We start from the raw sequence: 25,641 nt of genomic DNA, 5'->3' as shown, positions 1-25,641 counted from the left end.
CCTCCAACAAGATAAGACATTATGAAAGCCTCGATTCTAGTAAAGCTTGAAACACTTGTTGAACGCTATGAAGAAGTTCAACATCTACTTGGTGATCCAGATGTAATCGGGAATCAAGACAAATTCCGTGCACTTTCGAAAGAATACTCTCAACTTGAAGAAGTGACAGCTTGCTTCCAGTCATACCAGCAAGCGAAAGAAGATCTAGAAGCTGCTGAAGAGATGGCAAACGAAGACGACGCAGAAATGCGTGAAATGGCTCAAGATGAAATCAAAGATGCGAAAGCAGCAATTGAGCGTCTGACTGATGAGCTACAGATTCTTCTTATTCCAAAAGATCCAAACGATGAGCGTAACTGTTTCCTAGAAATCCGCGCAGGTGCGGGTGGTGATGAAGCAGGTATCTTCGCGGGCAACCTGTTCCGTATGTACTCTAAGTTTGCTGAGAAGAAAGGTTGGCGTGTTGAAATCATGAGCAGCAATGCTTCTGAGCAAGGCGGCTACAAAGAGATGATCGCTAAGGTTAGTGGCGACGCTGTTTACGGCACCATGAAGTTTGAGTCAGGCGGTCACCGTGTACAACGTGTACCTGAAACCGAATCTCAAGGCCGTGTTCACACGTCAGCATGTACGGTTGCGGTTATGCCTGAGATCCCAGAAGCGGATCTTCCAGAAATCAAAGCGGGCGACCTTAAAATTGATACTTTCCGTGCATCAGGCGCGGGTGGTCAGCACGTTAACACCACGGATTCAGCAATCCGTATTACTCACTTACCAACGGGTACAGTAGTAGAGTGTCAGGACGAGCGTTCTCAGCATAAAAACAAAGCGAAAGCGATGGCTGTTCTTGCTGCTCGTATTGTTCAAGCAGAAGAAGAGCGCCGCGCGGCAGCGGTTTCTGATACACGTCGTAACCTACTAGGTTCGGGTGACCGTAGTGACCGTATTCGTACGTACAACTACCCACAAGGCCGTGTTTCGGATCACCGTATCAACCTTACAATTTACCGTCTTAACGAAGTACTTGAAGGTGACATGCAAAGCTTGCTTGATCCTGTACTTCAAGAGCACCAAGCCGATCAGCTTGCTGCACTTGCAGAGAACAACTAACCAGTATGCAGTCAGCATATACGGTTGAAAGTGCTTTAAAAGCAGCAATCGTAAAGCTTCAAGAGGGTGATAACACATCACCCTCTATTGATGCCGCGGTACTGCTTTGTCACGCCTTAGATAAACCAAGATCTTACCTACTGACTTGGCCTGAGAAGCATCTCACCTCTGAGCAAGAGTCTGAATTCAATGCCCTTCTAAAACGTCGCTTAACCGGTGAGCCTGTGGCTTACATTATCGGTGAGCGTGAGTTTTGGTCACTGCCGTTAAAAGTTTCCCCTTCTACATTAATCCCACGCCCAGATACCGAGCGTTTGGTTGAAGTAGCGTTGGATAAAACCTTTGGCAAGCAAGGCGCGATTCTCGATTTAGGGACAGGTACAGGTGCTATCGCGTTAGCATTGGCGTCTGAGATGCCGAATCGACAGGTGACGGGTATTGATCTTCGCCCTGAAGCGCAGCAGCTTGCGACAGAGAATGCACAGCGTCTCAACATCACCAATGCGACTTTTTTGCATGGTAGCTGGTTTGAGCCTTTGAGCTCTGAAGGCGTTGTGAAATTCTCTCTGATTGTTTCTAACCCGCCATACATTGAGAAGAATGATCCTCATTTGTCTCAAGGCGATGTGCGTTTTGAGCCGATCACAGCACTGGTTGCTGAAGAGAAAGGGCTTGCAGATATTCGATACATTTCTGAAAACGCACGTGGCTTTTTGGAAAATGAAGGTTGGTTAGCATTTGAACACGGCTATGACCAAGGTTTGGCAGTTCGTGAGATTATGCAGGCGCTCGGTTATCTCGATGTTGTCACAGAGAAAGATTACGGTGGTAATGACCGAGTGACATTGGGTCGTTACTGTTCATAGTTAGTGATTGTTAATCGTCTTGTGAGCAATGGATGATGAACTTGCTAAATTGATACCTTTAACTCGACAATACATTTAACCCTATAATGCATTTAACGCAGAAATACAGAGATTTTATGCAGAACTACAGAGCATTAACGGGTATTGTGAGGCTCGTGTTAACGAAAGCACATATAAAAATATAAAGGAATACCATGTACGAAGGTCTAAAACATTTTCACCTATTAACGATTGCTATAAGTGCGCTACTTCTCTCGATTCGTTTCGCTCTTATGATGGCTAACTCACCTAAGCTTAAGCATCCTTTCTTGCAGCGTTTCCCTCATATCAATGACTCGTTGCTATTGCTATCGGGTTTTGGTTTGATTTTCATCACTGGCTTTATTCCATTTACACCAGCAGCACCATGGTTAACCGAAAAACTAACTTGTGTTATGGCTTACATCGCATTAGGTTTCTTTGCGCTTAAGCTAGGTAAAAACAAGCTACTGAGAGTATTCTCTTTCTTTGGTGCGCTTGGCTGGTTAGCGATGGCAGGCAAAATCGCAATGACCAAGACACCAACATTTTTCGGTTAATTATCTCCTTATTTCGGTTAACTATCTATGTACGAATTTTTTGATGAAGACTTTGACCAGCTAGAGTTAGCTGAAGGTGCATTGATCTTAAATAAAGCGATTAACCCAGAAACTCAAGACAGTTGGGCAGAGCAAGAGCTGGCGAGATTGTTAAAAGACGCCGAGTTTGCTTTGGTTAATGAAACCGATGAACAGCAGAAGTTTGAATCTTTTATTCGACTATTCTTTTATGAATGGGGTTTTGCTGGCGATAAAGATGCGTATTTCTCTTCGGAAAACGCGTTCATCGATAAAGTGCTTGAGAGAAAGAAAGGCATTCCAGTGAGTCTGGGGGCGATCTTTCTTTTTCTAGGTCGCAAGCTAGGCTTTCCTGTAGAGGGCGTCTCTTTCCCGACTCAATTCTTACTTAAAGTAAGTTGGTACGGGCAAGCTGCAGCCTATATTAACCCTTATAACGGTGAGTATGTTGGCGAACAAACGCTGCGAGCATGGTTAATTGGCCATGATGGCCCATTAGCTAAGGTGAAACCTGAGCACTTAGAAGTCGCCGACCACCCAACAATTATTGGTAAGTGGTTAGCCCTGCTCAAGAGTGCACTGCTGCGAGAAGAGCGTTATACACTTGCATTGAAGTGTACTGACCTTGCTTTGACGTTTGTACCTGATGACCCATATGAAATCCGTGACCGCGGTTTTATCTATCAGCAGCTAGACTGTCACCAAGTAGCCGCAACCGATTATCAATACTTTATCGACCAATGCCCAGATGACCCGGCATCTGAGTTACTGAAATCTCAAGTGAACGTCATGAACGAAAAGACAGTGGTCGTTCACTAATTAATAATTATTTAGAGAGAATATGATGGAACAGAAAACAGTTCATATTGGCGATATGCCAATTGCTAACGACAAGCCATTTACGCTATTTGCAGGCATGAACGTTCTTGAATCTCGCGATCTTGCTATGCAGATCTGTGAGCACTATGTAAAAGTAACCGAGAAGCTGGGCATCCCTTACGTATTTAAGGCGTCTTTTGATAAAGCGAACCGCAGCTCAGTTCATTCATACCGTGGTCCAGGAATGGAAGAAGGTCTCAAAATCTTCCAAGAGCTGAAAGATACTTTCGGCGTGAAGATCATTACTGATATCCACACAGAAGCTCAAGCTCAGCCTGTTGCGGATGTGGTTGATGTAATCCAACTACCTGCATTCCTAGCTCGTCAAACTGATCTTGTTGAAGCAATGGCTAAGACTGGCGCAGTAATCAACGTGAAGAAGCCTCAGTTCATGAGCCCGAATCAAGTTGGCAACATCGTTGATAAGTTCGCTGAGTGCGGTAATGACAACATCATCCTTTGTGAGCGTGGCGCTTGCATGGGTTACGATAACCTTGTTGTGGATATGCTTGGCTTTGGCGTAATGAAGAAGTCTTCAAACGGTAGCCCAATCATCTTCGACGTGACGCACTCTCTACAAATGCGTGACCCATCAGGTGCTGCATCTGGCGGTCGTCGTGAGCAAACGGTTGAACTTGCTAAAGCGGGTCTTGCTACGGGTATTGCGGGTCTGTTCATTGAAGCTCACCCAAACCCAGACCAAGCTCGTTGTGATGGCCCATCTGCGCTACCTCTAGACAAACTAGAGCCGTTCTTGAAGCAGATGAAAGCACTTGATGACCTTATCAAAGGCTTTGAGCATATTGATATTAAATAATTGAGATGGATGTGAAGTAACGGAAACGTTATTTAACAAAGTTGATCTAAGAAAGCCCAGTTCTCTGAATTGGGCTTTTTTTAATCTCGTAAAAGCAGCCGAACATAAACCGTTCATTTAAAGAGTTGTTAACGTGGCGGGTTATTGCCTAAGAAACTCTTATATGAGTGTGAGGTCAGTCCTGTTTGCAGTAAATTACTGATATTCATCACACTTTGTAAGTAAACGATTGCTTGTGATGCAGGGGAAGTTTGAGTGTAATCTCATAATTTTGTTACACTTAACTGTTGACCTATGCGTGACCAATTCGACATAAATATGAAATCGTTGTGTTACATCTAGAATGTTAATTTAAGATTAGTCATGTTGAAGTCTTATTGTTCGAACTCCAGGAAAGGGGTCGCAATAGATTATAAAAAGCAGTGGATTCCCTAAAAAGTTCAAAGGTATGACAATGAAGCAACGCCTTATTCTAAAGACAGCACTAAGTGCTGCAATTCTAGCTACTCTAGCTGGGTGTGCGTCTCAATCAGCTCATGATTGGAACCAAGACGAAACTTACAAGCTAACGATTCTTCACACAAACGATAACCATGGTCGTTTCTGGCAGAATAAATATGGCGAATACGGCATGTCTGCACGTAAAACGCTAGTTGACCAACTTCGTTCAGAAGTTGAAGCAGAAGGCGGTAGCGTGTTGCTTCTATCTGGCGGTGACATCAACACGGGTGTTCCAGAGTCAGACCTTCAGGACGCAGAACCTGATTTTAAAGGTATGAACAAAATTGGTTACGATGCCATGGCATTGGGTAACCACGAGTTTGATAACTCTTTAGACGTATTACAAAAGCAGATCGACTGGGCTAACTTCCCAATGCTATCTGCAAACATCTACGATAAAGCGACAGGTGAACGTAAGTTCCAAGCTTACGAGATGTTCGAAAAGCAAGGCATCAAGATTGCGGTTATTGGTTTAACAACTGAAGATACCCAAAAGATTGGTAACCCTGAATTTATCGCAGGCATCGACTTCCGTGATCCTAAAGAAGAAGCGAAGAAGCTAATCGCTGAACTTAAAGAAACAGAAAAACCGGATCTAATCTTTGCTGTGACTCATATGGGTCACTACGAAAATGGCCAACGTGGTGTTAATGCTCCGGGTGATGTCGCACTTGCTCGTTACCTAAACGAAGGCGATCTAGACATGATCGTTGGTGGTCACTCTCAAGAGCCTGTATGTATGGAAGGCCCTAACGTTGCGAAGAAAAACTTCAAGCCGGGTGATGAGTGTAAGCCTGACGTACAGAACGGTACTTACATCGTTCAAGCTCACGAGTGGGGCAAGTACGTAGGTCGTGCTGATTACGAATTCCGTAATGGCGAGCTAGAGATGGTGAGCTACGACCTGATTCCAGTTAACCTTAAGAAGAAAGTTAAGATCGACGGTAAGAAGCAACGTGTTCTTATTCAAGATGAAATCGCACAAGACCCAGAGCTACTTGAATTCCTACGTCCTTTCCAAGAGCAAGGTCAGGCACAGCTAGAAGTTCAAATCGCTGAGACAAATGGCAAGCTTGAAGGCGATCGTAACGTCGTTCGTTTCCAACAGACCAACCTAGGTCGTTTGATTGCGACTTCTCACATGGAGCGTGCAAAAGCAGACTTCGCTGTGATGAACTCTGGTGGCGTTCGTGACTCAATTGAAGCCGGTAATGTTACTTACAAAGATGTACTGAAGGTACAGCCTTTTGCAAACATCCTGACTTACACAGACATGACGGGTAAAGAAGTTCTGGATTACCTAAATGTAGTAGCGACTAAACCAATCGATTCTGGTGCTTACGCTCAGTTTGCTGGTATCTCTATGACAGTAGCGAACGGTGAAGTATCGAATGTATTCATCGGTGGCAAACAGCTTCGTCTAGACGAAACTTACCGTTTCACAGTACCAAGCTTTAACGCTGCTGGTGGTGACGGTTACCCTAAACTGTCTGATCACCCAGGTTACGTAAATACTGGTTTTGTTGATGCTGAAGTACTGAAAGAGTACCTAGAAGCAAACAGCCCGGTTGACGTGAACAAGTACGCGCCTTCAGGCCAAATGGTTTACAAGTAATTGAATCTAAGCAATTGTATCAATAGGTGCTAAATTAGATTGACTCTAGCACCATGATAAATTTAACTAAAGCGACGCCTCGGCGTCGCTTTTTGTTTATCTATCGTTTGGATTTGTTATGACCCCTGCAATCAATCTCGCCAAGAAAAAGAAAATCGCTCATAGTGTGCACCAGTATCATCATGATGCGAATAATACGAACTATGGTTTAGAAGCCGTTGAAGCGCTTGGTCAAGATCCCAAACGTGTATTCAAAACGCTGTTGTTCTGCTTGAATGGTGTGGCGAAAGATTTGGCGGTTGCCGTTATTCCTGTCGACCAGAAGCTAAATCTAAAGCTTGCCGCTAAAGCAGCGAAAGGCAAAAAAGCAGAGATGGCCGATCCTGAGATTGCTCAGAAAACCACGGGTTATGTTGTTGGTGGCATTAGTCCGCTTGGACAGAAGAAAGCACTGCCTACCTTCGTTCATTCCAGTGCGACAGATTTTGAAACGATATGTGTGAGTGCAGGTAAGCGTGGGCTAGAGATTGAATTAGACCCAAAAGACTTAACACTGCTGACTCGCGGCCAGTTTGCTGATCTATGTTTATAGATTGTTGTCATGATGATAAAACTATCGAATGACAAACAAAAACGCCCGCTAGACTAATCTAGCGGGCGTTTTTATATCGAGTGTCTCGTCTTACTGATTCAGACTACTTCTTCAGACCTAAAGTACCACCAACACGCTTTGGTGCAGGTTTGTTCGGTCTGTTTGAATCTTGGCTGCGGTTTGCCGGCTTACCGCTTCTACGATCTGTGCGATTGCGATCCGAACGGTTTCTATCTGAATTAGAACGCTCTGAACGAGAGTTCGATTTCCAGTTCTCGGTATTACCACCGCTTTCACCATTTGATGAATTGCGGCCACGCTTTGAGTTAGGTGCATGACGGAATTCATCCGCATTGTTACCGCGGTAAGTGCGAGTACGGTTCTCGTTTTGATTACGGCGCGCTGTTGAAGCTTGGTTCTCTTCACGGCTATCAAAAAGTTTCGCGTCAGTCGCTTTGCGAATGCGTTGACCTTTCGCGTTCATCTTTGACGCATCTTCCGTACTTACTGAGCCTTCACACATCGCTAAAATTTCAGTGATCTCTTCGTCGCTCAGGTAGCGCCATTTGCCGTTAGGAATACCGTCTAGTGAGATATTCATAATACGAACACGACGCAGTTTAAATACTTCATAACCGAGCGCTTCACACATACGGCGAATTTGGCGGTTAAGGCCTTGTGTTAGCGTAATTCGGAATGAGAACTTAGTCTCTTTCTCTACTTTACATGGCAAAGTGACTGTATCGAGAATGTGAACGCCAGCGCCCATTTGCTTCAAGAATTCCGTCGTAATCGGCTTATCTACACGCACCACGTATTCTTTCTCGTGGTTGTTACCTGCACGTAGGATCTTGTTTACGATGTCGCCGTCATTGGTTAGGAAGATAAGGCCATCAGAAGGCTTATCTAGACGACCAATCGGGAAAATACGTTTGTGGTGGCCGATAAAGTCGACGATGTTGCCAGGAATATCACGCTCAGTCGTACAGGTGATACCTGTTGGTTTATTGAGAGCAATGTAAATCGGCTTCTCTTTTGAGCGAACAGGCTTATTGTCGATCTCAACATCATCACCTGGCAAGACTTTAGTACCCATTTCAGGGATCTTACCGTTAATAGTAACTCGGCCTGCATCAATCAGTTTATCGGCTTCGCGGCGTGAGCAAAAACCAGTTTCACTGATGTATTTATTAAGGCGTTTAGCTTGGGATTCTTGTGACATGATATTCTCTTAGCGTTTCACAACGGAAATGTAGATAAACAAAAAGCAACCTTTGGATAGTTGCTTTGAGTTGAAATTCGTTAACTGAGGTAATTTTAGCACTTGGTGTGAGTCTAGGCACGAAATATCGATCTTGATGCAAAATCGTTACTAGTCCATTTATCTATCTCAACCTATTAACTGGTGCGTTTTTGATGGCGCTCTCTGTTCTCTAGCTTTTTCTCATTACTCTTTCTGAGCATTACGTAGACTGCGCCCGTACCACCATGAAATTGCTGAGCAGAATGAACACATTGAACGTCGTTGATTTGTGTTAGCCAATTTGCCACGTAGCTTTTCATCATTGCAGGTGGATTCGAACGCTCACCCTTACCATGAACAATGATGACGGTACGAACATCCATTCTTAAACACTGACGCAAAAATGAAAGCACTTCGTTACGTGCGTCTTTCAGTGTTTTCCTATGAAGGTCGAGCTTGGCTTGAATAGGGTATTTTCCTAGGCGCAGCTTTTTGTATACGCCTTCTTGTACACCGTCTTTTTTATAAGCAACAACATCGTCTGGCTTGATCATTGGCGAATAGTCTAATGATAAGTAGTCTTTCTCGTCGTCAGACAGCCACATAGCGGCTTCACGCTTAGCAAGGTGAGATTCGGTGACTCGGTGTACTTTCTGGTGTTCAGCGGTGTCATGGTCGATACGTTTAACATCGCCCATCATTTCTTGGAATAGATCTAAGTCATCATCATGAGACATAGTGTGTATCTCAAGTTGGAGAAGGATAGGGTAAGTATACCTAAGTTGAGGTTAGGTTTAAAAATGAAAAAACCGGAGAAGACAATAAGTCTGCTCCGGTGCAAAGCGTTTTGACATTTACTTATAAAGTAAAAGAATACTTAAAAGTAAATGATTTAGGCAGAGCGATTCTAGTGAGGAGATTTTTCAGTCATAACTTTGTATATGAAGAAGCCTCCATAAAACATCATGAGACCCAGAGCCCCGAAGATTACTATCATTGAAGATAGTCCCACCGCATTACCAAATAGGAGTTCTAGCCAAAAGTCCATGTGTATACCTCAAAGTTATATGACACGAGTTAGTGTATTAACTGGTGTTATCAATTCACTGATCTGGATCAATCCTGTTTCATAAGTTAAATACTTGTTGGTAACTGTGTGTTTTTCGTCACATCATGCTCGTTGTTGTATGTCTTTTGTTCGAACGATTCAAAATCGCAATAAATATGAGAAAAAGCCCTTGCGGATAAATTCAGAACCCGTATTATACGCTCCATCGACAGGCAATGAGCCAGTTAGATATCTCGGTGAATAGCGCAGCTTGGTAGCGCATCTGGTTTGGGACCAGAGGGTCGGGGGTTCGAATCCCTCTTCACCGACCACATTAGAAAAAGCCGTAGCAGAAATGCTACGGCTTTTTTGTATTTGGGATTTCTACATTCTAACTGCATTGACTGTTTATGGTTGAGGGCAGAGAGTTAGGTCTATTGGACGAACTCATTTGTCGCAACGTTGTTCTTAACCCAGATCAAAGCTTGTAAGCGATTCTTCACCTTGATTTTTTTAAACGTGTTGTGAAGGTGTGCTTTGACCGTATTCTCACTGACATAGAGGGTATCTGCTATCTGAGTGTTAGATGCTCCATCACCGAGTAACTTAATGATCTGCTGCTCGCGTTTGGTCAGCTTGAGGTAATAAGGACTGGTTTTCGCGCACTGCCTCTCTCTGTAGAAGCTAATGTACTGGTAAATGAGCTTTCTACTCATCCACATCTCGCCTTGCAAAATGCAGTTAAAGCCGGCCACGAGCTTTTCAAGCGTGTCCGACGTATAAAAAATGCCGACAAGATACTGCCATTTAAGCATTTCAGAGTGCGGGAAATCGCCTGGTGTATTGAGTAGCACTTCATGGACATCACTTGCTACGTCATCTCTGAGCTCCTGGTATTTCTCAATGTATTGCTTACTCATTGTCGGGAAATCAATAATAATCAGAACTAAGTCATCGTTTTTTAGGGATTTAGCACTGAGCCTTTCCGGTGATATGAGTTTTATGTTCAGGTTAACTTTCTGTTCTATAGACTCTTTTAGTAGTATCGATTGTAAATTGTTCTCCGCAAGTAAAATGGCGTTATGAGCCTCCAGTTTAGCCATGTGGAACTCCTTTTCTTAACTCATTACTTGAACTTTAGGTGTTTTAGTTTAAAGCACGTATTGTTATTTTGCTAATTTTTAAAGCTAATTATTCATCAAGTTTATGAAATTAATTTAATAGTATTGTCGAAGGTAAAATAATACTTAAGTAGAAAGAGGGAATTACCGAGATTTATGGTTTTATTTTATTGATTGTACAGTCTTTATGAATTTTCCAGATCCCCTTGTTTGGGTGAAGTTTTATAGTGGCAGGAAACTGATTTATATTAATAATCAACGTTGTAATACCACTATTCGTATTCTGGTTGAAATTAGAGTTGGTGTTCGTACTCAACGTTAATGAAGATGCCATACTGTTATTTATGGTCAGAATAAGACTTTTATTTTTTATCAGGCACTGTACTGAATTTAAATCAGAAGAAAATCCATTAAAATGGAAAGAAATAAATAAAACGGCGACTAGCGCCGTTTTAATGTATGCACTGACACTCATATTAATTTTGGTAAATAATACCGACATTACCGTAAGCACCATTACCTAATACGACAGCACTATCATGTGATGTTTGTTCAACCGTAAATTGGTTCATATTACTGTTTTGTAATTGAACGACCGCATCAGAATGAGAACCTGTTTGTAGAACGAATACTCTATTATCGTCACTGTTCATTAGATCAATGTCGACATCGTTCCAATCACCACCACCTACGCTATTATTAACAATAGTCTGTACGTAGTTGTCATCACCGCTGATATCAATTGCAGCGTTATTGTAGTCAACGTCACCGTTACTGAATTCTGTATATGTTTGGTTTGAATCGCCATATATAGTCGTTTCGGCTCTGTTGCTGTCTGCTCCTCCAAGAGCTACGGTAACGGAAATGTTGTCATCACCCATTTGTGTTACACGAAGATCGTTAAAGTTACCGTATTGCTCAACTTGAACGCGTGCTTGGTTAGATTGTCCGTTTTGGTCAATTAGAGCATTGTTATACGAACCTCTAAGTTGAACATGTGCTCCATTTAGGTTACCGCTTTGTTCAACGACTACATCAGATTTGTAACTCGCGTGCGTATCGACCAATGCTGTGTGACCATCTGTTGTGCCTGACGTGTTTTGATTAATAGTTACATTAGCTCTGGCACCATTACCCATTTGCCAAAGCGCTGTGTTGTCACTAGCTGAGGGGATCGTTACTCCGCCAGCTGCAGCGGTAAGGGCTGCGTCAATACCAAGATCGGTTGTGCCTTCAATCACTCCAGTTCCAGGAGCTGAAGCTGGATAGGGAGCGGGTAGCGGATCTGCGTGAGCTACATTCAAACTAATGATGGCACCGACTAACATTCCAATTTGTGTAAGTTTCATAAGTTGTATCCTTATACATTTCCATGTCGACGTTGTTGTTGCTTCACAGAGAAGCAACTTGAATCAAGCTTCCATACTGCGCGCTAATTTGCTTGATTGATGTGAATTCTCATCGAGCTAGATGCTTTTACTAAAGCAAAGTCATTGCCGTCTTGAGAAATTCCTAAATTACTTCTTCCAGAACCAACCAAATAAGCAGTATTGCCATTGCCTTTTTGGTCAATGCTCAGCTGACTACTCTGTCTTGAGAAGTTAGCTTGTCCGATAACTGCTAAATTGTTATTCCCGTCTTGGGAAATAAGCGCTTCAGAATTTACTCCGAGTTGCCCAATTGCGGCATCGTTATTTGAACCATTCTGGTCTATTAAGGCGGTATTATTGCGCCCTGTTTGACCAATGTATGCGGAGTTAGAACTTCCGCTTTGCGTTATCTTCGCTCTGTTGTTCGCGGTAATACCAGGACTGCGTTGCTTTATTATTGCTATTGAATCAGTAGCATTAGATATATTTAATTCTGAATAATTATCTAAATCTCCAGAAGAGAAGCTTTCTAAATAATTATAATCATTGACTATATCTTGATTAACATTATGTAAAAAATCCCCTTCTATATCTGACGCGATAGCATTATTAAAACCTCCTGATAAAAAATATAAACAAGTTAAGCTGATAAGTGATGCTTTCCCAATTACCATCATCTTTACCTTAAAGTGTTCGTGATTATGATCCCTACGAAAATAAACTGCGTAGGGAATGAGTGAACCTTTGTGTTATCGAAATCCTAGGCCTTGAATTTACGAACAGCTATAAACTTAAAGTTGAAAATATTTAGTTGTTCATATGAAATTTAATTAGTATTTGACCGAATCCTACCAACCTTAGTTAATCAATTCCCTTCAGTAATTAATTCGAAAGTTTATATATGCCACTGTAAGCATGAATTACGCTTTATTCAGTTTCAACGAATCACATTCTCATTTTGTAAATAGACTTTGAATGGGAGCACATATGAAAATCAAGCTGCTTACAATAACTCTGCTTTCCTTTGCTCTTCATGCAGAAGAAAAGAGTCATGGTCTTGAAAATGCTGCTCCTTTAGAAAATGGACAAAAACTTGAGGACTCGACAAATAATCTTAAGGAAAAATTCAATGACTTCAGTGAAGTCGATGGAATCATTGTGGACAGAACCATTACGCGGTTGGGAGAGGATTTCTATTTTTTCTTCTCGCAATCGCTCAATGATAGTTATCCCGACCTTAAGGAAAATTTGACGGTAAAAGAAAGGCCAACGGCGTTATCAGGAAGCATCATAGAGGTTCAACACTCTAGAAAACCGATCTTCCGTACGGCGTTGTCCCCTGGTCGTAGACAAGCGAAAGAACGCGCTGCCGATGCAACACGAGTGGTTGGGAATTACATCATCCGATGGCAAGCGGAACGGATCTTTCAGGACACTTACGATCTAGACCATGATGAATTTTAAGGAGCCAAGGATGTCGATATTTTTCAGAAAGGCCGCGCTCATTGCGCTGATAGTTTCGCCTTCGGTTTACTCAAGCGAATTAGTTTATACGCCCGTAAATCCAAGTTTTGGCGGAAACGCTTTAAACAGTTCTCACCTTTTTAATCACGCTAATGCTATCAATGATTATGAAGACCCAAGTGCAAGGGATATCTTTGATGAGCAAGAATCAGCCTTAGATCGTTTAGCGTCTAGTTTAGAGTCTCGTTTGATAAGCCAGTTGCTTGCTGACGTGGGTAACGGAAATACAGGGCAGTTAGAAACAGATGACTTTTTCCTCAATATTGTTGACGACTCCGGGACCTTACTCGTTCAAATCGTCGATAAAGCGACAGGGGAATCAACAGAAATCAGTGTTTCGGGACTAAACCCAGACCTCTAATCACAAGGATTGTGTTATGAAATCGATCATTATCGTCTTCTTGACCTTTGTGTTGGGAGGGTGCACTTACTCTATGCAAATTCCAGAGACTTCTGAAACGCCAAAACTGATGCCGAGAGGATCGACTTATACCGATCTCATCTCATTACCTCAGCCTCGCGGCAAAATATTGGTCTCAGTGTATGACTTTAGAGATCAAACAGGCCAATACAAGCCTCAGCCAAACAGTAACTTTTCCACAGCAGTGCCACAGGGTGGGACGTCTTTATTGACGACAGCACTTATCGACTCTCAGTGGTTTGTACCTCTGGAGCGTGAAGGGCTCCAAAACTTATTGACTGAACGTAAGATCATTCGAGCGGCTCAGAAAAAAGATAAGGTCGTAAATAATCATGGGGCAGACTTGTCGTCTTTGAGTTCCGCTAACATCGTCATCGAAGGCGGGATTGTGGCTTATGACTCGAATATCGTGACAGGCGGTGCGGGTGCTAAGTATCTTGGGATCGGTGGTTCTGGACAATATAGAACGGATCAAGTCACTGTGAATTTAAGAGCGGTTGACGTTAGAACCGGGCAAGTTCTATTGAGTGTCACCACCACTAAAACTATCTCTTCACACGAGATTGGGTTCGGCGCATTTCGATTTGTTGATTACAAAGAACTGTTGGAAGTAGAGATGGGCTATAGCCAAAATGAACCGGTCAATATTGCTGTGATGTCTGCTATTGATGCCGCGGTGATTCATTTGATTGTGAAAGGAATGAAGCGTGGAATGTGGTCGCCGAGCGATCCGAATGCATTAGAAAATCCGATTATCGCACGTTATTCCGAAGCGAGTACAGACATACTTTAAGCTACCGAGTAAGCAGCAAAATAGGGCTATGCGGAAAACGGACCTTTCCCTTAGCCCTGTTTTTTTCTTCAAGCAACTCAATGATCAATTCACATCGCACGTAATATCTTTTATCGGTGTTTCCGAGGTAACAAAACAAACATACGCTTCCGCTGGCTTATTCGGGCCTATTCGAATGTAACCTGCCTTTATTTCATCTTCATCAAACGTCACCGAGTGAGAACTTCCCGTTTGGTTGTCGTAAAAGTTTGCTTCAAAATTACCATTCATTTGGCTTGCGATACGGTTTCGTGTTGTAGATGTTGTGAACGTAATATTGGCGCAGCGCATCGGTGGTTTCTCTGTAATGAGAAATTGCCCACTTTCTTTATCTATCACGCCCCCCTTTGTATCTGGCTGAATGTCGATAGCTTGAAATTGTTCTACCGTACAAGTTTCTTTGGCAGACGCTGCCGTGGGCATCAGCATCGTGAGGGCTAAAGGGAAAGCAAAAAGTACTGGTTTCATTAGAACAACGCCATAGGTAAAAAGAGCGAAAGATAATAGCACTGCAATGGTGCTATTAAATGTAAAGATTCTGTTATTAAGGAAATGCTTTTATAACGAAAACAAAATGAGGTTGAGCATCGTTAGCTTTTTTAGCTAGTCTCAAATTGACATTGGGCTGATTGGCTTTGTGATTGCTGAATGACACTGAAGCCTTTCTTTTCTAATAACTGTATAAGGTTACCTTCTCCAATTAGGTGCAAGGTACCAACTACTATCATGTAGTTCCCTTTAGTCTTAAGCTTCCAATCATTGGAGGATAGTTTGTTTGCCCAGTCTATGTTGCGATCGGTTAAGAATGCTTTCTCAAGTTCAGGCGACATCTCTGACAGTTCTGAGAAGGCTTCCAGCTTCGCTAAATCACCCGCTTTCCAGCTTTCAATCAGGCAATGAACCACGCGATCAGTTTGGTCAAATTCTTCAAGGCTACTGACTAACCACTCTTTACCGTCGTCCTTTTGTTTTGTCATTAGGTCTATTTGGAATTGCAGAGGCTCCAAACTGATAACCGGAATATCTTGGGTAGTCGCTTTGTTCGCTAGCGTCGCATCAACGCCGCTGGCGGAGCCATAACCAAGGTTTTTTAACTGCTGCATTTGTATGGAGAGAGAAGTTGCCCAAGGCGGTGAACTAAGCAGCTGTTGCGTCGGCATGCCCAATGATTTTGAGATGTCGGTTAATAATTGCAGCTGTTGTTCATTGAGTACATCGGCAGTTGTGAGTTTGTTGCGGGGATATACAACGCCATCAGACTTTCTGATATCCGTTTCGATAATTAAGCCATCACTGTTTTTTAGCGCGTCGGTGATCGCCGAAGGAAGGGGGTACATACTCTCGTCTCCAACGTGCACTGAACCTAAGATAGTGAGTGTCAGATCATCCTTTTGTGCTTGCCAATAAAGGGGCTCGGCGACCGCTTGCCTAGCTGAAAAAGCGAGAACGAATAAAACCATGTACCAGAGTGGACGCAAAGGGAGCTCCTTAAGGAAGTATTAAACTCGTTAAAATCGATTTTGACGGTGTTTTTTAACGGCTTTTTTTGAGAACAATGTCACGTTGTTTGTACGAAAAGTATAATAATACGCTGAAACTCTAAATCCTTTCTGACTACCAATGACACGATTTTATGAAATCGGTAAGAAAGATTGTGATTCATTTCTCAAATTTTACGTCAAAATTAAAATGACGGAAGTGCCGTTGCTTGTAACTTGATGATTTTATTTAAATTAAATTTATCAATATTTTTGAGATTTGAAGCCGATCACTTTATTAGCTCGATTTAATTCACGGTAAAAAATAAGCCCATATAGTTTATCTAACTTTCGAAGCGCTCCATTTTGCTTCTTACTCAATTTTTAATTTATGGGTGAATACGATGTTGAAGAGAAACTTACTATCTGTAGCGGTATTGGCTGGCCTAACAGGTTGTGCAGTAACGCAAGCACCAGAACAAAAAGTAGTGAATGCACTGGCTGATAATCTTGATGTTCAGTACGAAATTCTAACTAATCATGGTGCGAATGAAGGCTTGGCTTGTCAGGACCTAGGTGCTGAATGGGCGTCATGTAATAAAGTGAACATGACGCTAACCAATGACGGTGAAGCGATTGACTCTAAAGATTGGAGCATCTACTTCCACAGTATTCGTCTTATTTTAGATGTTGATAATGAGCAATTTAAGATCACTCGCGTTACTGGTGACCTTCACAAGCTAGAACCTACTGAAAAATTTGACGGCTTTGCGGCTGGTGAAGAAGTGGTTCTTCCGTTAACGAGTGAATACTGGCAACTGTTTGAAACTGACTTTATGCCAGGTGCATTCGTGACGGCGCCAAACGCAGAACCTAAGATGATTGCATCATTGAATACAGAAGATGTTGCATCGTTCGTAACTGGTCTAGAGGGTAATAACCTTAAGCGTACGCCTGATGATAATAACGTAATGGCGACAGCGGTGACGCGTTTTGAAAAGAATGCTGATCTAGCAACGCAAGATGTATCAACTACTTTACTACCAACGCCAATGTCGGTAGAAGCCGGTGAAGGTTCAGTTAGCATTGCTGGTGGTATTGCCCTACCTAAAGACGCATTCGACGCTGAGCAATTCGCAGCAATTGAAGAACGTGCAGATGTGGTAAACGTAGATGTGAGTGGCGACCTACCTGTGAGTGTCGCTGTTGTTCCTACTCAGTTTACGGGTGATTTAGCGAAATCTGGCGCTTATGAACTAAGCATCTCGGAAGAGGGGATTGCAATTAAAGCGTTTGATAAAACGGGTGCTTTCTACGCAGTTCAGTCTATTTTTGGCCTAATAGATAGTCAGAACGCTGAATCATTACCACAACTGTCAATTAAAGATGCGCCGCGCTTTGATTATCGTGGTGTGATGGTGGACGTTGCTCGAAACTTCCACTCAAAAGATGCCATCCTAGCAACGCTAGATCAAATGGCGGCATACAAGATGAATAAACTGCACCTTCACCTAACGGATGATGAAGGTTGGCGTTTAGAAATTCCAGGTTTACCAGAGCTAACGGATGTAGGGTCTAATCGTTGTTTTGATTTGGATGAACAAAGCTGCTTACTGCCTCAGCTAGGTTCTGGTCCAACAACAGACAACTTTGGCTCTGGTTTCTTTAGTAAAGCGGATTACGTCGAGATCCTAAGCTACGCTAAAGCGCGCAGCATCGAAGTTATCCCTGAAATTGATATGCCAGCACACGCTCGTTCAGCTGTGGTATCAATGGAAGCGCGTTACACTCGTCTCATGGCGGAAGGCAAAGAAGCAGAAGCGAACGAATACCGCTTGATGGATCCGCAAGATACATCGAATGTAACCACGGTTCAGTTCTACGATAAGCAAAGCTTCATTAACCCATGTATGGAGTCATCAACTCACTTCGTCGATAAAGTAATCTCTGAAGTGGCGGCAATGCACCAAGAAGCGGGCGTACCGCTAACGACTTGGCACTTCGGCGGCGATGAAGCGAAAAACATCAAGTTAGGCGCAGGCTTACAAGATATTAATGCAGAAGATAAAGTGGCTTGGAAAGGCAACATCGATTTGTCTAAGCAAGATAAGCCGTTCCAACAATCACCACAATGTCAGTCATTGATCGCTGATGGTACTGTAAGCGATTTCGGTCATCTACCAAGCCACTTCGCAGAACAGGTTTCTAAGATTGTTGCTGAGAAGGGTATTCCCCACTTCCAAGCATGGCAAGATGGTCTGAAATACAGCGAAGGCGAGGAAGCATTTGCGACCGAAAGTACACGCGTGAACTTCTGGGACGTTCTTTACTGGGGCGGAACTTCATCAGTATACGATTGGTCAGCAAAAGGGTATGACGTGATTGTCTCTAACCCAGACTACGTATACATGGATATGCCATACGAAGTTGATGCAGCTGAGCGTGGTTACTACTGGGCAACACGTGCAACCGATACTCGTAAGATGTTTGGCTTCGCACCAGAAAACATGCCACAAAACGCAGAAACATCATTAGACCGTGATGGCAATGGTTTTACTGGTAAAGGTGAGGTTGAAGCGAAACCTTTCTACGGTCTGTCAGCTCAACTTTGGTCAGAAACAGTACGTACTGACGAGCAATATGAATACATGGTGTTCCCTCGCGTATTGGCAGCAGCAGAGCGCGCATGGCACCGAGCAGATTGGGAAAACGACTACAAGGTTGGTGTTGAATACTCTCAAGAAACTAACTTAGTGAATAAGCAAGCGTTGAACAGCGACTTTAATCGCTTCGCGAATATTCTTGGTCAACGTGAGCTAGCTAAGCTAGAAAAAGCGGGTATTGATTACCGACTACCAGTTCCAGGTGCGAAGGTTGTTGACGGTAAGCTAGCGATGAACGTTCAATTCCCAGGTGTAGAGCTGCAATACTCTGCTGATGGCGAAAACTGGCTAACATACGATGAGCAACAACGTCCATCAGTTTCTGGTGAGACTTACATCCGCTCTATTTCAGAAAGTGGTGAGAAAGTAAGTCGAGTGACCTCAGTTAAATAATCGACAAGCACTATTAGTAGAAGAGCTCCTGACCTTTATCTTATTCAAGATAAAACGGGAGCTCTTTTTGTTTACTGCGAATTAGGTGCATATCCAAAACTGAAACATATAGAAATCGCCTTTGGTAATATCATCAACAATGCACATAAGGTGACTTTAATCCCAAAAGTGACGCGCTTCTCATTATTCTCTTCAAAAAATAAGCCCCCTGTAAAAAACTCTAAATCAGATGTGATTCAACTATCTAGATCTAATTTTTCTTCGTGAAATAACGTGATCCCGATCTGTATATTTTTCCATCTTAAGTTTTTTATCAATTTTTATGTTTTTAAGTTGTTGATTTTAAGGTTTTAAATAACTTGTCTTTTTTTGATAGTGAGAGGGATCACTCTGCTGTCCCTTTTATTTTTAAACGCGAATTAATTCGAGCAACATAGATTTCATGCCAGGGAGGCTACCAACTACTCAAGCGGTGAAGGTAAATGATGTACCGAAGATGTGCCGCTGAAAAAATTAAACTAAGGCAGTTTACTATGAAAAAAATTATCGCTCTAAGTGCTCTTTCTCTTGCTTTCGCTTCTAGTGCTTTTGCTGGTTCTTCTTACGTAACGGGTAACATCCAAATTCATGACGATGGCCGTATCCACGGTTCTGACATTACTTCTACGCTAGAAGCTGGTCACACGTTTGACAACTCTCTAGGCGGCTTCACGGTTTATTCTGAGTTTGATGGTATCCAACTGGGCAAACTTGAATCTGAAAATGGCGGTGCAGGTAATACTACTCCTGGTATCACTGTAGGTGGTGAGCAATCTTTCAATATCACTGACAACCTATGGGTTGCTGCTGGTTACCAACATCTATTCTCTGCGGGTGAAAGCATTCAGTTCCGTCCATTAGTTAAGATCGGTTACAACTTCGACAACGGTATCTCTATTAGCAACCGTACTCGTGCACACATTGATGATACTTCTGCTAACGCTGACACAGACTACCGCATGGATAACCGCATTGCTTACACAGTGAATGCTGACCTAGCGCTTAGCTACAACAACGTATACATGATTGATGCTGAAGCGATGGACCACGAGTTACGTGCAACATGGACTCGTCAAGGTGTTCAACCTTACTTTGAATTCCGTAGCCAAGCTAACGGCGTAGACTTCGCGAACGGCGATTCTAAGCAGAACAACGCATTCGTATTCGGTGCTTCTTACGGCTTCTAAGCTGATTCGCTTGGTTGCTTAGTCTATTAGATTATTAGCCGAGTGAGCTTCTTCGCTAAATAGCTTTTTGCTAAATAGCTTGCTAGCTAATTAGCGAGGGGAACATAGCGGTACTAACAGCCCGGTTGGTGCCGCGACAAGATTTGCTTTACTGTCCAAAAGCAAAGAGCCTAGCAAGTAAACCACAGTCTTGGGATTACTGAATGCTAGGCTCTATTTTTATGACTTCTTTTTATTGCTGTGTGTTGGTCTGTTTAGGTTCTATTTCCCGTTGTAGTGACGGTATTCAAACACCTGACCTTTTTCATTAAACGCATACACAGAATACTCGTCTTTCTTATCGCCATATTCCATGCCTGGCGAACCCATTGGCATACCCGGAACCGCTAAACCAATCGCATTACGTGGTGGGTTTTCTAGAAAGGCTTTAATGTCATCTGCTGGAATGTGTCCTTCAAATACGTATCCGTCGATCTCTGCAGTGTGGCAAGAGGCTAGCTCTTGTGTTATCCCTAGTTTCTGCTTGATTGGGTTTATATCATCGTGGAGCTTCTCAGTAACATCGAACCCAGCATCTCGCATATGTTCAGTCCATTCTGTGCAGCAGCCGCAGTATGGAGATTTGTGGTTTAGAACATCAGTAGCTAAAGCTTGTCCTGAGATTGCAGCGAGTGCAGTAAGAGTCATAATTTTACGAATCATGGTTAACCTCATGAATATGGTTTTTATTAATATTAGAATGAGTTGGTTTGAACAATCTCAGCCTGTTGGCATTGCTGACTACAGTAATTGACGACATCGCCATCGCAGCGCCTGCAACGACAGGGCTAAGCAGAAATCCGAAAAATGGGTAAAGCACACCGGCCGCGATAGGAATACCAAGCGAGTTGTAGATGAAGGCACCAAATAGGTTTTGCTTCATATTTCTCACGGTCGCTTGAGATAGCTCGATCGCGTTGCTTACTGATAATGGCGATGAGTTGAGTAGCGTCATTTGCGCACTTTCAATCGCGACATCACTGCCACTGCCCATTGCTATGCCTATATCTGCTTGAGCAAGTGCAGGCGCGTCGTTAATACCGTCTCCGACCATGGCAACACTCTTATATTGCTGTTGCAGCTGAACAATGTGTTGAGCTTTCTGCTCTGGAAGCACTTCTGAAATCACTTCGTCGATACCGACGTTTTTACCTATCGCTTGAGCTACAGAGTCGTTGTCGCCCGTTAATAGCACAGTGTGAATTCCGGCGGATTTTAGTTGAGCTATCGCCTGTTTGCTATCTATTTTTAACGCGTCTGAAATGCCCAATATGCCTTCCAGTTTTTGGTCAATCGCAATGAAAATAGGCGTCCACGCTTGCGAGCGGCAAAGCTCGATGAAATCCGCGCCAACCTCTGTATTGATACCTAATTGGGTGAGGTACTTAAGCGAGCCAACTTGCACTTTCTTGCCGTTAATTGTTGCTTGAACCCCAAGCCCTCGTTGGTTTTCAAATTCGCTGTGTGGGAGTACTGAAACTTCCAAGCTCTCTGCATATTGGCAAACGGCTTTGGCAAGTGGGTGCTCAGATCCTACTTCTACTGAATAAGCACAAGCCAGTAATTCTTGTTCTGATAAATCGCCATAAAAGGCTTGTTGAACGGTTGGCTTACCTTGGGTTAGGGTGCCTGTTTTATCAAACACGACAGCATCAATTTTGCTTGCAGATTGCAACACATCGGCATCTTTGATCAGAACGCCAAACTCAGCGGCTTTGCCAACGCCGACAGTAATTGAAAGTGGTGTCGCAAGGCCTAAGGCACATGGACAAGCGATGATCAGCACTGTGGTTGATACCACTAACATGTAACTGGCGCTTGGTTGTGGGCCAACAAAAAACCAAACTAAGGCGGCAGCAACTGCGATTGCGACCACAACCGGAACAAAAACGGCTGAGATAGAATCGGCAAGCTTGGCGATTGCTGGTTTACTGCTTTGCGCTTGGCGAACCATTTGAATGATCCGAGCCAGCATGGTGCTTGATCCAATCCCAGTCGCTTCAATAATTAAACTACCATCTCCATTAATAGTGCCCGCAGAAACGCCATCATTTATTGTTTTGACGTTGGGCAGTGGTTCACCGGTCAGCATCGACTCATCGATATAAGATTCACCTGAGACTACGACACCATCAACCGGTACTTTTTCTCCGGGTTTTACTCGTACCTGCATGCCTACCTGAATCGCTTCTACTGCGATGGTTTGTTCTTTGCCATCGACAATAACCACCGCTTTTTGAGGCTGTAAGTTAATCAATGCCTGTAAAGATTTTGTGGTACGCGCTTTGGCTTTGGCTTCGATGTAATGACCCAAAGAAATTAAGCCAACGATCATTGCGCTTGCTTCAAAGTAGACATGGCGAGATGGTTCTGGAAACCATGATGGAATCAGCACAACCAACATTGAATAGAACCATGCTGCGCCTGTACCTAGAGCGACTAAGGTATCCATGGTCGCGCGCTTATACATGAGAGACTGCCAAGCATTCGTGAAGAAGCTACGACCTGAGGTAGCAAGCAGTATCAAACAGACGACACCTATTAAGCCCCAAGCCAATTGGTCGTTAAATGTAGCAATGGTCATGCTGCCACCGAACAGACCCCACGCCATCAGCGGAGCTCCGATAAACAGCGCGCTTACTGAATTCTTTAGGAAAGCTTTTTGGGTACTAAGTTGCTGTTCTTGTTGTTTTTGCTGTTGAGTCGCTGCATCGTCGACAAACTCAGCGCCATAACCAGCAGCTTTCACCGATTCTATTAGAGCGTTTTCAATGATGTCTCTTGTTTGAGAGGTGAAAACCAAGGCAGTTTGTTCGGCAAGGTTGATCTGAGCTTGGTCGACAAACTCATTCTTTTTCAGTGCTTTATCTACCGAAGAGACACAACTCGCACAAGTCATCCCCTCAAGAACAAGGTGATAGGTATATTGGCTAGCTGCGGTTTTATCTTCACTCTTTTTATCTGCTTGTTCGTCTTCTAAATCTGAACTCGATGAAAGGTCATTCGTTTCTGAGTAGGGAGCTGCGTGGTAACCCAGGCTTTCGACCAGCTTAATCACCTCGGACTCAGAAAGCAGAGTAACCAGTGATAATTCCTGTTTGCTGACTTCTAGGTTTAAGGCTTGCTCAGTTTGTTCAAGCGCTTTAGTCAGTTTGCTCACACACTTGCCGCAACTCAGACCGGATAGCGAAAGGTGCAGCTGATTACCCATAGAATAGCCAAGCGTTGCTAACTGTTCGTTGAGCTGAATGTAACTAAATGGAGTCGAAATATCGATGTAGGTCGGCGATATGTCATTAATCATCGTGCTGTCGAGATCGCTAAACAGTGTGCGAACTTTCTTCGCGCAACCCATGCAATTTAGGCCGTTGAGCGCCGTTGTGTAGTAGTTCATATCGATACTCCAATTCTCATCTACGCCTAACATAAACCTTCCCGTAAGGGTAAGGTCAAACATAAATTCAAGAATTTGATCTTGGTGGAGTGCTAGCTGGTGGTTTCAGTTTGGAATGGAAGAGGGAAATTAAGAATGTGCGGCTATAATCTACTTGCTAAGACTATCTATTTACGACTTTAAGGGCGTAATTGGCCTTTCAATAACGGCTTTCGTACAACAACAGCGCATTAATCATTCACTACTGATTGTAGATTTAAGCGGTGGTGATAAAATAGCGCCCAAAATTTAGTGATATTTTTCTGTTACAGGCTTTGTAATGGCGAGCACTAAAAGAATCACCTACATAATCAAGGTATTTAAATGACGGTTAAAACTCGTTTTGCTCCTAGCCCAACTGGCTATCTTCACGTTGGTGGTGCACGTACTGCACTTTACTCTTGGCTATTCGCTAAAAACCAAGGCGGTGAATTCGTTCTACGTATCGAAGACACAGACCTTGAGCGTAACTCTCAAGAAGCGGTTGATGCAATTCTAGAAGGCATGCAATGGATGGGTATGGAATGGGATGAAGGTCCTTACTACCAATCTAAGCGTTTTGACCGTTACAACGAAATGGTTGATAAGCTACTTGCTGAAGACAAAGCATTCAAATGCTACGCGTCTAAAGAGCTGCTTGATGAAATTCGTGCAGAGCAAGAAGAAAACAAAGAAATGGCTCGCTACGATGCTAACCACCCTAAAATTGTTGCAGCAAACGAAGCAGCAAAAGAAGGCGATGCGTGCGTTATCCGTTTCCGTAACCCTAAAGAAGGCAGCGTAGTATTTGATGACCAAATCCGTGGTCGCATTGAAATCGCAAACAGCCAACTTGATGACCTGATCATTCGTCGTACAGACGGTGCACCAACTTACAACTTCGTAGTAGTAGTGGATGACTGGGACATGGGTATCACACACGTTGTTCGTGGTGAAGACCACATCAACAACACACCTCGTCAAATCAACATCTATGAAGCACTAGGCGCGCCAGTTCCAACTTTCGCTCACTGTGCAATGATTCTTGGTGATGACGGTGCGAAACTTTCTAAGCGTCACGGTGCTGTTTCTGTAATGCAATACCGCGATGAAGGTTACCTACCAAATGCACTAAACAACTACCTAGTTCGTTTAGGCTGGTCTCACGGTGACCAAGAGATCTTCTCTCAAGAAGAGATGATTGAATTCTTCAGCCTGAAGGCTATCAGCAAGTCTGCTTCTGCATTCAACACTGATAAGCTACTTTGGTTGAACAACCACTACATCAAGACTTCTGAGCCTGAGTACGTTGCTAAATACCTGCAATGGCACCTAGACGCACAGAAGATCGATACAACAAATGGCCCAGCTATCACTGAAGTGATCAAGCTAGTTGGCGAGCGTTGTAACACGCTTATCGAACTTGCTGAGCAATCTCGTTACTTCTACGAAGACTTCTCTGAGTTTGAAGCTGGCGCGGCTAAGAAGCACCTACGTGGTGTTGCTAAAGGCCCACTAGAGCTTGCTCTTGCTAAGGTTGAAGCACTTGAAGATTTCACTACTGTAAACATCAAAGATGGTGTGATTGCAGCGGTATGTGAAGAGCTAGAGATCGGCATGGGTAAAATCGGCATGCCACTTCGCGTAGCAGTAACAGGTGGCGGTCAGTCTCCTTCTGTTGATGCCGTGATGGAGCTTGTTGGTAAAGAGCGCGTAATCGCTCGCATCAAGATGGCTCTTGAGTTCATCGCAGAGCGTGAAGCTAACGCTTAATAGAAGCTTCGCTTTAACTGAGATATAAAAGACAAGCCCGATAGCTGAATTAGCGATCGGGCTTTTTATTGGTTCATCGCGGCTTTCCGGGGAAAGCCGCTTTTATCTTCAAGAAGAAGTAG

At 43.3% G+C, this 25,641-nt stretch carries 23 protein-coding genes and 1 tRNA gene; 14 read left to right on the top strand and 10 right to left on the bottom strand.

From position 1 onward, the window contains the following. Positions 1-21 precede the first annotated feature (21 nt). The 7 genes from prfA (at position 22) to ybaK (ending at position 6,976) form a co-directional block, all read left to right on the top strand. Positions 22-1,110, top strand: a complete 1,089-nt coding sequence (gene prfA / locus A6D97_RS11795) for a peptide chain release factor 1 (RefSeq protein ID WP_017062313.1) — start codon at positions 22-24, stop codon at positions 1,108-1,110. A gap of 5 nt (positions 1,111-1,115) precedes the next feature. Continuing rightward, positions 1,116-1,976 carry a peptide chain release factor N(5)-glutamine methyltransferase gene (gene prmC / locus A6D97_RS11790; RefSeq protein ID WP_017062314.1) on the top strand — a complete coding sequence of 287 codons (861 nt, stop codon included), beginning with the start codon at positions 1,116-1,118 and terminating at the stop codon, positions 1,974-1,976. 194 nt (positions 1,977-2,170) lie between these two features. Then, a complete protein-coding gene (locus A6D97_RS11785; RefSeq protein ID WP_065584437.1) occupies positions 2,171-2,554 on the top strand; it encodes a SirB2 family protein in 384 nt (127 codons plus the stop codon). Between the two features lie 27 nt (positions 2,555-2,581). After that, positions 2,582-3,391 (top strand): SirB1 family protein, encoded by an 810-nt coding sequence (locus A6D97_RS11780; RefSeq protein ID WP_017064164.1) that lies wholly within the window; start codon positions 2,582-2,584, stop codon positions 3,389-3,391. Positions 3,392-3,413: 22 nt separating this feature from the next. Next, positions 3,414-4,268: a 3-deoxy-8-phosphooctulonate synthase gene (gene kdsA, locus A6D97_RS11775; protein ID WP_017069619.1), complete on the top strand. Its 855-nt coding sequence runs from the start codon at positions 3,414-3,416 to the stop codon at positions 4,266-4,268. Between the two features lie 454 nt (positions 4,269-4,722). Then, positions 4,723-6,384: a bifunctional UDP-sugar hydrolase/5'-nucleotidase UshA gene (gene ushA, locus A6D97_RS11770; protein ID WP_017064163.1), complete on the top strand. Its 1,662-nt coding sequence runs from the start codon at positions 4,723-4,725 to the stop codon at positions 6,382-6,384. Positions 6,385-6,502: 118 nt separating this feature from the next. Then, complete coding sequence (ybaK, locus tag A6D97_RS11765; protein WP_017069618.1) at positions 6,503-6,976, top strand: Cys-tRNA(Pro) deacylase; 474 nt, start codon at positions 6,503-6,505, stop codon at positions 6,974-6,976. A gap of 103 nt (positions 6,977-7,079) precedes the next feature. Here ybaK and rluF read toward each other — a convergent pair whose 3' ends face one another. From rluF to A6D97_RS11750, 3 genes are all read right to left on the bottom strand, one after another. Next, positions 7,080-8,198, bottom strand: coding sequence for a 23S rRNA pseudouridine(2604) synthase RluF (gene rluF, locus A6D97_RS11760; protein ID WP_065584436.1), 1,119 nt, complete (start codon positions 8,196-8,198; stop codon positions 7,080-7,082). 176 nt (positions 8,199-8,374) lie between these two features. Further along, positions 8,375-8,956, bottom strand: coding sequence for a DNA endonuclease SmrA (smrA, locus tag A6D97_RS11755; protein WP_017062320.1), 582 nt, complete (start codon positions 8,954-8,956; stop codon positions 8,375-8,377). Between the two features lie 170 nt (positions 8,957-9,126). Then, a complete protein-coding gene (locus A6D97_RS11750) occupies positions 9,127-9,267 on the bottom strand; it encodes a DUF3149 domain-containing protein (protein ID WP_004736246.1) in 141 nt (46 codons plus the stop codon). Positions 9,268-9,522: 255 nt separating this feature from the next. On the opposite strand from A6D97_RS11750, the gene A6D97_RS11745 reads away from it, so the two are divergent. Next, a tRNA-Pro gene (locus A6D97_RS11745) sits at positions 9,523-9,599 on the top strand. Positions 9,600-9,701: 102 nt separating this feature from the next. Here the strand turns inward: A6D97_RS11745 and A6D97_RS11740 are convergent. The 3 genes from A6D97_RS11740 to A6D97_RS11725 all read right to left on the bottom strand — a co-directional run bounded on the left by A6D97_RS11740 (position 9,702) and on the right by A6D97_RS11725 (position 12,432). Then, the gene (locus tag A6D97_RS11740; protein WP_017064159.1) at positions 9,702-10,370 is read right to left on the bottom strand and encodes a LuxR C-terminal-related transcriptional regulator; all 669 of its coding nucleotides are present in this window, start codon (positions 10,368-10,370) and stop codon (positions 9,702-9,704) included. Between the two features lie 494 nt (positions 10,371-10,864). Beyond that, positions 10,865-11,737, bottom strand: a complete 873-nt coding sequence (locus A6D97_RS11730) for a hypothetical protein (protein ID WP_017066861.1) — start codon at positions 11,735-11,737, stop codon at positions 10,865-10,867. An 83-nt stretch (positions 11,738-11,820) separates the two neighbouring features. Continuing rightward, on the bottom strand, positions 11,821-12,432 hold the full coding sequence (locus A6D97_RS11725; RefSeq protein ID WP_017064156.1) for a hypothetical protein: 612 nt from the start codon (positions 12,430-12,432) through the stop codon (positions 11,821-11,823). 313 nt (positions 12,433-12,745) lie between these two features. Here A6D97_RS11725 and A6D97_RS11720 point away from each other — a divergent pair, with 313 nt between their 5' ends. Genes A6D97_RS11720 through A6D97_RS11710 form a run of 3 tightly spaced genes read left to right on the top strand, consistent with a single transcriptional unit; the run spans position 12,746 to position 14,496 of the window. After that, complete coding sequence (locus A6D97_RS11720; protein WP_017064155.1) at positions 12,746-13,222, top strand: curli production assembly/transport protein CsgE; 477 nt, start codon at positions 12,746-12,748, stop codon at positions 13,220-13,222. 10 nt (positions 13,223-13,232) lie between these two features. Continuing rightward, the gene (locus A6D97_RS11715) at positions 13,233-13,643 is read left to right on the top strand and encodes a curli assembly protein CsgF (protein WP_017064154.1); all 411 of its coding nucleotides are present in this window, start codon (positions 13,233-13,235) and stop codon (positions 13,641-13,643) included. Positions 13,644-13,659: 16 nt separating this feature from the next. Beyond that, a complete protein-coding gene (locus A6D97_RS11710; protein WP_017064153.1) occupies positions 13,660-14,496 on the top strand; it encodes a CsgG/HfaB family protein in 837 nt (278 codons plus the stop codon). Positions 14,497-14,580: 84 nt separating this feature from the next. Here the strand turns inward: A6D97_RS11710 and A6D97_RS11705 are convergent, their stop codons facing one another. Beyond that, positions 14,581-15,003 (bottom strand): hypothetical protein, encoded by a 423-nt coding sequence (locus tag A6D97_RS11705; RefSeq protein WP_017064152.1) that lies wholly within the window; start codon positions 15,001-15,003, stop codon positions 14,581-14,583. A gap of 131 nt (positions 15,004-15,134) precedes the next feature. Then, a complete protein-coding gene (locus A6D97_RS11700; RefSeq protein WP_065584435.1) occupies positions 15,135-16,013 on the bottom strand; it encodes a TraB/GumN family protein in 879 nt (292 codons plus the stop codon). 404 nt (positions 16,014-16,417) lie between these two features. Between A6D97_RS11700 and A6D97_RS11695 the strand changes: the two genes are divergently transcribed. Both A6D97_RS11695 and A6D97_RS11690 read left to right on the top strand, forming a co-directional pair. Next, the gene (locus tag A6D97_RS11695; protein ID WP_017071188.1) at positions 16,418-19,069 is read left to right on the top strand and encodes a beta-N-acetylhexosaminidase; all 2,652 of its coding nucleotides are present in this window, start codon (positions 16,418-16,420) and stop codon (positions 19,067-19,069) included. A 533-nt stretch (positions 19,070-19,602) separates the two neighbouring features. Further along, positions 19,603-20,295, top strand: a complete 693-nt coding sequence (locus A6D97_RS11690; protein WP_065584434.1) for an oligogalacturonate-specific porin KdgM family protein — start codon at positions 19,603-19,605, stop codon at positions 20,293-20,295. Positions 20,296-20,556: 261 nt separating this feature from the next. Here the strand turns inward: A6D97_RS11690 and A6D97_RS11685 are convergent, their stop codons facing one another. Together A6D97_RS11685 and A6D97_RS11680 are read right to left on the bottom strand one after the other, a co-directional pair. After that, positions 20,557-20,997, bottom strand: a complete 441-nt coding sequence (locus A6D97_RS11685; protein ID WP_065584433.1) for a DUF411 domain-containing protein — start codon at positions 20,995-20,997, stop codon at positions 20,557-20,559. Further along, positions 20,987-23,791 (bottom strand): heavy metal translocating P-type ATPase, encoded by a 2,805-nt coding sequence (locus A6D97_RS11680; protein WP_065584432.1) that lies wholly within the window; start codon positions 23,789-23,791, stop codon positions 20,987-20,989. The genes A6D97_RS11685 and A6D97_RS11680 overlap by 11 nt, the downstream gene beginning before the upstream one ends. Before the next feature lie 300 nt (positions 23,792-24,091). On the opposite strand from A6D97_RS11680, the gene gltX reads away from it, so the two are divergent. Continuing rightward, the gene (gltX, locus tag A6D97_RS11675) at positions 24,092-25,519 is read left to right on the top strand and encodes a glutamate--tRNA ligase (protein ID WP_065584431.1); all 1,428 of its coding nucleotides are present in this window, start codon (positions 24,092-24,094) and stop codon (positions 25,517-25,519) included. The last annotated feature ends 122 nt before the right edge of the window (positions 25,520-25,641 follow it).

It is taken from the genome of Vibrio sp. ZF57, assembly GCF_001691235.1.
GTDB classification, from domain to species: Bacteria; Pseudomonadota; Gammaproteobacteria; order Enterobacterales; family Vibrionaceae; genus Vibrio; species Vibrio crassostreae_C.
Note: the sequence above shows the minus strand (reverse complement) of the source record. Positions and strands in the feature narration are given on the sequence as shown.